A 9,643-nucleotide genomic window follows, 5' to 3' on the forward strand; every position below is an offset into this window, starting at 1 on the left:
TCATCGAGCAGATGCCCGCGCTGCACCACCTGCCGCCGCCCGACGGGATCTCGCGCATCGCGATCGAGCGCTTCAGCCCCTACTTCGACCGGCCCGACCTCGGCTTCGCGAACCTGCGCCCGGCCGCGCAGTACCTGATGAACTACGACCTTCCGGAGTCGGAGCTGCTCGACCTCGGCTACGTGTTCGCCGCGCAGAACCAGGGCATCGACGAAGCGGTCGGCGAGCGGTTGCGCGGCGCGGTGGAGGCCTGGCGGCGCGCGTTCGCCCGAAGCCGGCTCTCCCAGACCGACCTGGGCGCCGAGATCCTGCTGGTCAGCCGGCGCGCCGGGTTCGACTGGACCACGCTGCGCCTGACCGACCCGATGCAGGTCGCCGCGTTCCGGCTGCTCGAGCAGCCGCACACCGCGCCCGGCCTGGCCGGCAAGCTCGCCGACGCAGGATTCGAGCGCGGCGTCGACGAGGTGTGCCGCCTGCTGGACGACTGGCGGCGGCTCGGCCTGGTGTTCACGGACGCGGGTTACTACGTACACGTCGCGCCCGACTCGAAGAACCAGGACCTGATGCGCATCGACGTGAGCGAACCCGAACCCGCACCCGAGCCCGAACCACAATCCGAACCCCAGCCCGAACCCGCGCCGGTAGGAGCTTCCTGATGAGTGTCGCGACGACTGCCGCGGCGCAGCCCGCCGCTCTCGGCGAGCCGCTCGCGCTCACCCTGTGGCGAGAGCACGACGAGGAGGTGCTCGGCCTCGGGCTGCCCGCTCTCGCCATGGGCCGGCGCGACGCGCTCGCCGCGAGCGGCGACGGCGAGCGCGGGGGCGATCCGGCCGCCCTGGTCGAAGGCCTGTTCCGCGACGGCCTGCGCCGCGTGGCCTTCAGCCACCCGGTGGATCTGACCGGCGGCATGGACGAGCCGACGCTGGTGCGTGCGATGCTCCTGCTGCGCGAGCTGACCAGCTGGGGGGTCGCCGTCGACTGGAGGCTGCGGCCGGGGGAGCACACCGAGGTCTGGCGCCGGCTCAACCACCTGTATCCGCCCGCCGAACTGATCGGGCAGCCGGACGCGCAAGAGGCGCTCGACACGTGGCGCGAGACGTTCTACCTGTGCAAGTGCGTGTATCGGCGCGGCCCGGGCTTCATCGAGGTGCGTGACCGGCGCAATGGCACGCTCTCGCGCTTCGTCATCGACGACCCGGCGTATCTGGCCGCCGTCGAGGCCCTGATCGGCGGGGCACCGGCGGCGAGCGTGCCGGCCGGGATCCTGGAGGACTTCGCCGCGGAAGGGTTGGCCGGAATCGCCGGCGGTTCAGCCTGGTGGCTGCCGTACCGGGTGCGTCGCTGGCCATGGCCCTCGATGATCGTGTGACCGCGTGAGTCTGACCGCGTGACCGGCTCCGCCGCGCAGGCCCGTGCCCGCGCGGCGGAGCCGCAGCACGTATTAGGGCCCTGCTGCACTCAGATCGGCGAGGCCGGCCCCTGTGGCGGCGAGATCGGCGAGCCCGGGCGCTGCCGCCGGTGACGCGGCCGCCGACCCAGGCCGCAGGTCGGACCGCGCTCGCAGCTCGGCGGCCGCCTCGGCCACAACTTCGGCCAGCGGCCGCTCAGCCTGCACTGCCGCCAACGCTGCCGCCGCGCTCAGCTCCAGCGGCCGGCCGCCGCATAGCGCGACAAGCTCGTCCACAGCCGGCGCCTGCCCGGCGCAGCGCCGCTCGCCGAGCCGCCGCGTCACCAGTTCGCGAGCTTCCCGCGGACCGAGCACGTCCAGTGCGACCGGGTGCGCCCCCTCGACCGCGATCAGGTCGGTGAGTTGTTCCCGGCTGGTGATGAGGGTGAGGCAGGGTCCGGTGCCGGGAAGCAGCGGGCGAACTTGCTCGTAGTCGAGGGCGTTGTCGAGCACGATCAACACCCGGCGGCCGGCGAGCAGGCTGCGGTAGAGGGCGGAGCGCTCCTGCTCGTCGGCCGGGATCATCGCCGAGCTGAGGCCGAGGGCGCGGAGGAACCAGCGCAGCGCCTCGGCGGCCGTCACCGGCTGGCGCGAGCGGTCGTGGGCGCACAGATCCACGTACAGCTGCGCGTCGGGAAACCGGTCGAGATTGCGATGCGACCAGTGCAGCGCAAGCGCGGTCTTGCCGATCCCGGCCGCGCCGCTGATCGCGACGACCGCGGGCGCGCCGCTCGGCCCGCCAGCTCCGTCCGATCCGTCAGTTCCCCCCGCTTTGCCCGATCCCTCACTTCCGCCCCGTCCGTTCGCTCTGCCGAATCCCCCCTCCGTGCTCTCACCCGCCGCCAGCGCCTCATCGATCAGGAGAAGTTCGCGAGCGCGCCCCGCGAACAGCCGCGGCGCAGCGGGCAACTGCCGCGGCGCGGTCACCGGGTAGGCGCGCGGGTGCATCGCGGCCGGGGCGGGGACGGGCGCGCTGAGCGTCGGGTCGCCGAGCAGGATCTGCTGGTGGAAGCTCTGCAGAGCCGGGCTCGGATCGGCGCCGAGCTCCTCGGCGAGGCGGGCCCGCAGCCGCTGGTAGTGCTGCAGCGCGTCAGCCTGCCGTCCGCAGCGCAGCAGGGCGAGCATGAGCTGCCCGGCAAGGCGTTCGTCCAGCGGATGCTCGCGCGCCCAGAACGACAGCTCCGCCAGGATCGCGCCGTGCAGGCCGTTGCGCAGGTGCAGATCGGTGAGGTCGCGCTGGGCCGCGTGCCGCTCCTGGCTCAGCCTCGCGCGGACACCGTTGAGATACGGCGTGTCCTGCGCCCCGAGCGCGTCGCCGCGCCACTGCGCCAGCGCCCGCTCGAACAGCGAGATCGCGCGGCGATCGTCGGTCTCGGCGCGCGCCTCGCGCACCAGCGCACGGAACTTGTGCACGTCGATCAGCTGCTCGTCCACGCTGAGCAGGTAGCCGTTCGACCGCCGGACGATCGAGACGTCCTTGATCGTGCGAAGCGCCCGCCGCAGCAGGGAGACGTAGGTCTGCACCGTGTGCCGCGGCCGGTCGGGCAGCCGGCCGTCGCCCCAGACCCGATCGAGCAGCTGGTCGGCCGTCACCGGCCGGTTCGCCTGGAGCAGCAGCGCCGCCAGCACCCCCTGCCCCCGCGCCGGCCCGACGTTGACGACCGCGCCGCCGACGTGCACTTCCACGGGGCCGAGCACGTTGAAGCGCAGCTCGGAATCAGGCATCGAGTTTCCCACCCTTCTGATCTGTCCGCGGGCGGGAGCCGACGGCATCCGCGCCCCGGGGCCGAGGCTCCGGGTCGGTCGCGCAGCGATCAGCGGTCCGGCCGGCGGACGCACCATGCGCACACCGTCACAGCCGGCGTGGTGAGAGGAGGCGGCTCGACGGTCGCCCATCGCTCACCGGTACGGCCCCTCCGCCCGGGTGCGCGTGAAACAGACGGCCGCAGTCCGTCGTGTGGACTTGCTGAATCCGGCCGTCGCGAGATACGCATCGCGTCTTTAGGAGTGGACTCCTATACAGCACCCCCTGACACTGCGCGCGAACGACAGTTTCATCTCGCCGGCCAGCAGACGGTCCGAAAACGCGCAGGTCGCCGATGCCGCGCGCCTGCCTGTTCGGCCGCTACCGTCCTTCACAGTGTGCTGTGATTATTCCTCAACGCAAGATTTGATCGCGTCTTCTGCCCGAACGGGCATCCGGGAAACGGGCACGGGAACGCAGCACACTGAGTGTTCGTTGCCACGGAGACGGTGCTTGGGCGGGAGGCGGCGGTGAAAGAGTTCGAAGACCGTTTGGCGGCGGTGGCGCGCATGCAGGCGGACCTGCTGGAGCTGGTACACCGCAGCACCCTGGACATCGTGGCTGCGCGCAAACGGCTCGACGAGCGGATCGAGGACCTCGAAACAGCCGAAAGCCGGATCACCGAACAGCACCGCGCCGCCGCCGCAGCCGGCGAAGAGGAGGCCGACCTTCTCCAGGACCAGTCCGTGCGTACCCGGCAACGCATCCAGGAGTTGCGTGAGGACCTCGACGGACTGCGCGGCGCCGAGGATCTGCTGACCGCGCGGGCCGCGCAGATGCAGGACCAGATCACCGACTTCCGCAACACGATGGAGCTGGTCTCCGCGAAAGTCGTCGCCGCCCGCACCTCGGCCGTCACCGCCGAGGCCCTGGACACGCTGCGCGACGCGCTGACCTATATCGAGCTCGTCGTCGCCGAGCCGGGACGACGACGAGCCGAGCGAGGCAAGGTGACGATCAAACCCGCCCCACCGCGACCCGCCCCACCGCGACCCGCCCCACCCGCCAGCCAACCCCCGACCCGAGACGCCGGCTCTTAAGCCCCGCTCGACGACCCCTGCGGCCCCGAGCCGTGCGGTGCGGTGTGCGCCGCGCCGGGCGGGAGCGGCGCGCCTTCAGAAGTCCAGTTCCTCCTCGGGCACCAGGTGCATCGCCGCCTCCTCCGCGCTCGCGGCGCCGGCGTCGATCCCCACGTCAGAGGCGATCAGATCCGACTCGTCGTCCTCGTGCGCGCCCTCGTCCGGCGCGACCAGCCGCCCGGAGCGGAACTCGCCCGCTTCCGGGTCGATCGGCTCGCCCTCGCCGCCCGGCAGGTCGCCTATCTCCTCCGGCTCCTCGGCCCCCACGTCGGGTACCTCCTGGGCCAGCCGCTCGTCGAGGCTCTCGCCGTCACGCTGCTCCGCCGCGGTGATGCCGGTCTTTGTGGCGCCCAGCGGCTTTTCCGGCGGCGAATACCCTTCGTCGAGCACATCGTCGTAATCGCGCTCGTCCAGCGCGTCCTCGAGGTCCAGCGGCGCCGCGTCGGCTTGCTCCTCGTTCTCCGGCTGGTAGACGTCGTCTCCCATGGGCTGGTCGGCCATGCTCGCCTCCCTGTTTGGCGGTCCACGGTGGGTCAGCACCAGCGGTACTACCCCATGTGCCTGAGATCAACATCCCGCAGCGCTTTGGTCCCGAGCGGCCCTTGCGCCACGCAGACGCAACAGGAATGCAACAACGCGGGGACAGGCTGGCCGCATCGCCGGCGAATCAGAACACGCAGTCACCGGCGGCCGCGAAGCCGCCCTCCACAGTGCTCTTGTCCGATCGTCCCCGGCGCCACCCCGAATCACGAACGATCATTGGAGAGACCGTGCGGCGGACTGTGATGAAGCACATTGCGATGGCCGCCGCGGCCTCGGTCGCCCTGTGGTTGCCGCCGTCCCGAGCCCAAGCCGACCCGCCGCGGTTCGGGCAGCTGCCGGTGATGGGCTACAACACCTGGTACCAGTTCGGCGCCGGGGCGACCGAGAGCGCGGTGCTCACCCAGGCCGACGATCTGGTCAGCAGCGGGCTCGCTGCCGCGGGGTACGACACCGTGAACCTCGACGACGGCTGGATGGCCTCATCGCGGGCCGCCGACGGATCGCTGACCTGGAATACCGCTAGATTCCCGCACGGCATCCCGTGGCTGGCCGGCCAGATCCACGCTCTAGGCCTGAAGTTCGGGATATACGAGGCCATCGGCACCCGCACCTGCCAGAACCTGCCGGGCAGCGGCGGCGCGACCGCCTCGGCCAGCCACTACGCGCAGGACGCCCAAACCTTCGCGGGCTGGGGCGTGGACTTCGTGAAGATCGACGAGTGCGGCGGCCTGCCTTCCGGCACCACCCTCAGCTCCCTGACAACGGCGTTCCGGCAGTACGGAGCGGACCTGCGCGCGGCCGACCGCAGCGTGGTCTACAGCGAGGAACTGCCCATCTACGTGCTCGGCCAGCCCGGCTTCACCCAGGCCGTGCAGTCCTCCTCCGCCTTCGCGAACATGTGGCGGGTCGCGGCCGACGAATCGCCGGCGAACCCCGCGTCGACCACGATCCTCGGCCACCTGGCCGCGGACCTGCACTTGCACGCCTTCGCCGGCCCCGGCCACTGGAACGACCTGGACATGCTGGTGCCCGGCTCGCCCGCCGCGCACCCCTTCGGCTGGTCACTCGCCGACGAGCAGAGCCAGCTGTCCGTCTGGGCCGAGGAAGCCAGCCCGCTGCTTATCTCCACCGACCTGACCACACTCACCGCCGAAGAGCTCGCCGCGCTGAAGAACCCGGACGTCATCGCGATCGACCAGAGCGGATCGCAGCCCGCCGCCGCCGTCACCACCGCCGGCGGAAACCTGGAGGCGGTGTTCAAGAAGGCCGACGGCGGCACCGCGGTCCTGCTGGCGAACCTGGCAACGTCCACCATCTCCGGCACCTTCACCCTCTCCCAGCTCGGCATCACCGCCACCCAGGCCACCGGCTACAACGTCTGGAAGAACCACACCACCACCTTCAGCGCCGTCGCCGTGACCCTCCCGGCGGGACAGACCGAAACCCTGGTGATCAAGCCCGTCAACTGACGCCGCCACGCGCCCGCGGCACCGCGCCACAACCCACCGCATCACGCGGCGCCCTACCCACAACCAAGGAGCCTTCATGCAACGACCACGCCCACGCATCCACGTCCTCTTATCCGCCACCGCCACCGCGCTGACCATCGCCGTCGGCGCCGCCGACCCTGCCGCGGCCGCAGCGCTACCCGACGCGCCGGCCCACGTCCGTCCCATGAGCAGCTGCGCCGGAAGCGGTCAGTCAGGCGGTCAGGTGACACAGGCGACCGTGCTCGCACGTGCCCAGGTCTGGGTCAACCAGAACATCCCGTACACGCAGACCTGCCAGGACGATCCGGGCGGCTACTACCGGGAAGACTGCTCCGGCTTCATCTCGATGGCGTGGGAGCTGACCAGCTCTCTGATAACCACCGAGTTCAACCCGTCCTACGATGGCGGCGATTCGCGGTTCCAGGCCGTCAGCCCCGCGGCGCTGATACCGGGCGACGCGCTGGTACACGATGACTCGGGCAACGCGGGCGACAGCGGCGAGCACCACATCATGCTGTTCGTCGGCTGGAGCTCAGACGACAACGGAGCCCACCGGTACGCGAACGTCCAGCAGGAGAGCACGTTCGGCGTCGGCACCATCGCCGCCAGCGACGTCGACCTGTCCGGCGGCTACTGGACCCCGATCCACTACGTGAACATGGTCCAGGCGTCCTCCCGCATCGGCGTGCTGACCATGGACAACCACGCGCTGGTCAAGGAGGGCTCCCTCTCAGCCTCCTGGGTGACCGAGAACAGCGGCGTCGTCCAGATCGTCGTGGCCGACAACCGGATCGGCATCGTCACGACGGCCGGCTCGGCGTACGTGAAGGAAGGCGGCCTCTCAGCCCCCTGGGTGCACGAGCTCGACGGGGTACGCGACCTCGCGCTGACCGGCACCCGCGTCGGCGTCGTGACCACGGCCGGTTCGGCGTACGTCAAGGAGGGCTCCCTCTCAGCCTCCTGGGTACACGAGCTCGACGGCGTCGCGCACATAGCACTCGGCGGCAACCGGGTCGGCGTACTGACGACGAACGGTTCGGCGTACGTCAAAGACGGCGACCTGTCGGCGGCGTGGGTGCACGAACTGGACAGCGTCGAGCAGCTGATACTGACCGGCAACCGCGTCGGAGTGCTCACCACAGCGGCCCAGGTGTACGTCAAGGAAGGCTCCCTGTCCGCCTCCTGGGTACACGAGCTCGACGGCGTCGGGCACATGGCCCTGACGGACAACCGTGTCGGGCTCATCACCACGGCCGGTTCGGCGTACGTGAAGGAAGGCTCCCTGTCCGCCTCCTGGGTGCACGAGTACGACGGAGCCGCACAAATCGACCTGAGCTAACCCGAGCCGTACACAGCACGGATACCAAGAAGTAAGCAGCCGCCGGGTGCCGTGCCCCATCATCGCGGGCACGTGACCCGGCGGCCTGCAGACCCCGATCGCGGCGGCAGCGGCGAGCAGCTCACCACAGCGGCAAGCACAAGCCCTGCACCCCGCGCCACCTCGATCTCCTACCCCTAGTCGCCGCCAGTGCGCACCAACCCGCCGACTCGCGCGAAGATCTCTCGCGCACGCCTGATCTCCGCTTCCGTGGCCTCCACCTCACCGGCCGAGCCCTCCCGTACCGCCGCCACGTGACTTTCGAGCGCCATAGCCGCCCTCGCGAAACGGGCCCGCCTGGCCTCGGGTTCGCCGCCGAGTTCGACGTCGATCAAGCTCGCCAGGAGCGCGCACAGCGCCAGATCGCCGTAGCGCGAGGCCAGGTCCCGGCGCCGGCTCCCGAAGCGAGGCAGAGCTCCCTTATGCGTCTGACCGCCCGCGACCACTGTCTTGTCCAAGACCGCCAGGCAAGCCGCGAGCTTGCCTCGCCGCTCCGCCGATTGCGCGCGCTGGGCTTCGCTCAACAGGCGCCCGGCCTCTCCCGCGCCGATCCGGTCGAGCACCTCCTCGATCTCAACCGGGCAGGAGCCGGCCAGCGCAGCGACCATCTCGGGCGCAGTGCGGCTGCCTTCGAGCGCTGACTCGATCGTTGCCCACGTCATTGCCACGACAGACATTCCTAGCAGCAGATCTACCGACCCGAGATGCTGTCCGCCCACAGACCAAGATCAAGGTCTGTAGCTGTAGTACTAGGTTCACCATGAGATCGGGTACAGCCTTCATGGCACCGCCCTTCTACGGTGCCCTAGCGTCGTGCCATGACGATTCCGGCTGGACTGAGACGCACGGTCCTGCGGGCACGGCGGGACACCGGCTTTCTGGCCGCCGGTGTGCCGCTGCACCTGGCGCTGGTGCCGGTGTGGGCCTGGGCGGCGACGATTACCCCCGAGACGGGGAACTGGCTGCTGACAGTGCCCGTGTCGACCGCGCTGATCCTGCTCGGCACCCCGGTGCTGACGGCCGTTCAGCGGGCCCGCTACCGGATGCTCATCGGTGTGGACGTCCCCCGGCTCACCCGCACCGCGCCGGAACGATGGACGTGGGCCTCGGCCGCCAGGTGGCTCAGGGTGACGCGGCCTTGGCGCAGGGTTGGCTATCACCTCCTGCTGGGCCCATTGCTCGCGCTGCAGGAACTGCTGGTGCTCGCGGTGGCGGCGGCGGGCCTGGCGGGCGTCACCGCCTACGCCTGGGCATGGGCGCTGCCAACCGGAATCCGCCAGGACTCATTCGGCTACCTGACCCAGCTGCCGGCTTACACAGCGGCCGGACTCCTCCTGCTGTGCGCCCTGCACTGGACCGCGCGGACAGTAGCCTGGGCCGAGGCGCGGCTGGTGTTGGGCCTGCTCGGGCCCAGCCGGGCGCAGCGGCTCCAGGAGCGGGTCGATCAGCTGGCCGTGAGCCGGACCGACTTGATCGAGGCCGTCGACGCGGAGCGCCGCCGGATCGAGCGCGACCTGCACGACGGCACCCAGCAGCGGTTAGTCTCTCTCGCGCTCAACCTGGGTCTGGCCATGGCCACCCGCCCGGACCTGTCGGGTGATGCCCGCGAGGTGATCGCGATAGCGCACCTGGAGGCGAAGGAGGCGATCGCCGAACTCAATGACCTGGTGCGGGGCCTGCACCCGGCCGTACTCGAAGACCGGGGTCTGGACGCGGCGTTGTCCGGACTGGCTGCCCGCACGCCCCTGCCCGTGCGGCTTCGGGTCGATCTGGAGGAGCGGGTGGCGCCCAACGTGGAGTCAGTCGCGTACTTCGTGATCTCTGAGGCGCTGACCAATACAACGAAGCACGCCAACGCGATGCGGGCAGAGGTGATGGTCCGCCAGGTCGGCGAGGTGCTGC

At 70.6% G+C, this 9,643-nt stretch carries 8 protein-coding genes and 1 pseudogene; 6 read left to right on the forward strand and 3 right to left on the reverse strand.

Features of this window, described 5'->3' with window-relative positions:
• Positions 1-656: pseudogene (locus VFB40_RS14570) on the forward strand (RiPP maturation radical SAM C-methyltransferase); the annotation flags it as partial.
• Complete coding sequence (locus VFB40_RS14575; RefSeq protein ID WP_324850939.1) at positions 656-1,369, forward strand: DUF5825 family protein; 714 nt, start codon at positions 656-658, stop codon at positions 1,367-1,369. The pseudogene VFB40_RS14570 and the gene VFB40_RS14575, both read left to right, overlap by 1 nt.
• 72 nt (positions 1,370-1,441) lie before the next feature.
• Here the strand turns inward: VFB40_RS14575 and VFB40_RS14580 are convergent, their stop codons facing one another.
• On the reverse strand, positions 1,442-3,172 hold the full coding sequence (locus VFB40_RS14580) for an AfsR/SARP family transcriptional regulator (RefSeq protein WP_324850940.1): 1,731 nt from the start codon (positions 3,170-3,172) through the stop codon (positions 1,442-1,444).
• Positions 3,173-3,721: 549 nt separating this feature from the next.
• On the opposite strand from VFB40_RS14580, the gene VFB40_RS14585 reads away from it, so the two are divergent.
• Positions 3,722-4,291 carry a hypothetical protein gene (locus VFB40_RS14585; RefSeq protein WP_324850942.1) on the forward strand — a complete coding sequence of 190 codons (570 nt, stop codon included), beginning with the start codon at positions 3,722-3,724 and terminating at the stop codon, positions 4,289-4,291.
• Between the two features lie 75 nt (positions 4,292-4,366).
• On the opposite strand, the gene VFB40_RS14590 is transcribed toward VFB40_RS14585, so the two are convergent.
• On the reverse strand, positions 4,367-4,831 hold the full coding sequence (locus VFB40_RS14590) for a DUF5709 domain-containing protein (RefSeq protein ID WP_324850944.1): 465 nt from the start codon (positions 4,829-4,831) through the stop codon (positions 4,367-4,369).
• A gap of 284 nt (positions 4,832-5,115) precedes the next feature.
• Between VFB40_RS14590 and VFB40_RS14595 the strand changes: the two genes are divergently transcribed.
• Both VFB40_RS14595 and VFB40_RS14600 read left to right on the forward strand, forming a co-directional pair.
• Positions 5,116-6,342, forward strand: coding sequence for a glycoside hydrolase family 27 protein (locus VFB40_RS14595; protein WP_324850946.1), 1,227 nt, complete (start codon positions 5,116-5,118; stop codon positions 6,340-6,342).
• A gap of 76 nt (positions 6,343-6,418) precedes the next feature.
• On the forward strand, positions 6,419-7,702 hold the full coding sequence (locus tag VFB40_RS14600) for a hypothetical protein (RefSeq protein ID WP_324850948.1): 1,284 nt from the start codon (positions 6,419-6,421) through the stop codon (positions 7,700-7,702).
• 176 nt (positions 7,703-7,878) lie between these two features.
• Here the strand turns inward: VFB40_RS14600 and VFB40_RS14605 are convergent, their stop codons facing one another.
• Positions 7,879-8,349, reverse strand: a complete 471-nt coding sequence (locus VFB40_RS14605; RefSeq protein ID WP_324850950.1) for a hypothetical protein — start codon at positions 8,347-8,349, stop codon at positions 7,879-7,881.
• Positions 8,350-8,559: 210 nt separating this feature from the next.
• Here VFB40_RS14605 and VFB40_RS14610 point away from each other — a divergent pair.
• A partial coding sequence (locus VFB40_RS14610; RefSeq protein WP_324850953.1) for a sensor histidine kinase occupies positions 8,560-9,643 on the forward strand: 1,084 nt, incomplete at its 3' end.

The sequence above is a fragment of the Actinocrinis sp. genome (assembly GCF_035650855.1).
Lineage (GTDB): Bacteria > Actinomycetota > Actinomycetes > Streptomycetales > Catenulisporaceae > Actinocrinis.

Excerpts from the sequence above, each read along its gene's own strand:
- VFB40_RS14575 (WP_324850939.1), top strand. The coding sequence starts at position 656 with ATGAGTGTCGCGACGACTGCCGCGGCGCAGCCCGCCGCTCTCGGCGAG.
- VFB40_RS14580 (WP_324850940.1), bottom strand. The coding sequence starts at position 3,172 with ATGCCTGATTCCGAGCTGCGCTTCAACGTGCTCGGCCCCGTGGAAGTG.
- VFB40_RS14590 (WP_324850944.1), bottom strand. The coding sequence starts at position 4,831 with ATGGCCGACCAGCCCATGGGAGACGACGTCTACCAGCCGGAGAACGAG.
- VFB40_RS14595 (WP_324850946.1), top strand. The coding sequence starts at position 5,116 with ATGAAGCACATTGCGATGGCCGCCGCGGCCTCGGTCGCCCTGTGGTTG.
- VFB40_RS14600 (WP_324850948.1), top strand. The coding sequence starts at position 6,419 with ATGCAACGACCACGCCCACGCATCCACGTCCTCTTATCCGCCACCGCC.
- VFB40_RS14605 (WP_324850950.1), bottom strand. The coding sequence starts at position 8,349 with ATGGTCGCTGCGCTGGCCGGCTCCTGCCCGGTTGAGATCGAGGAGGTG.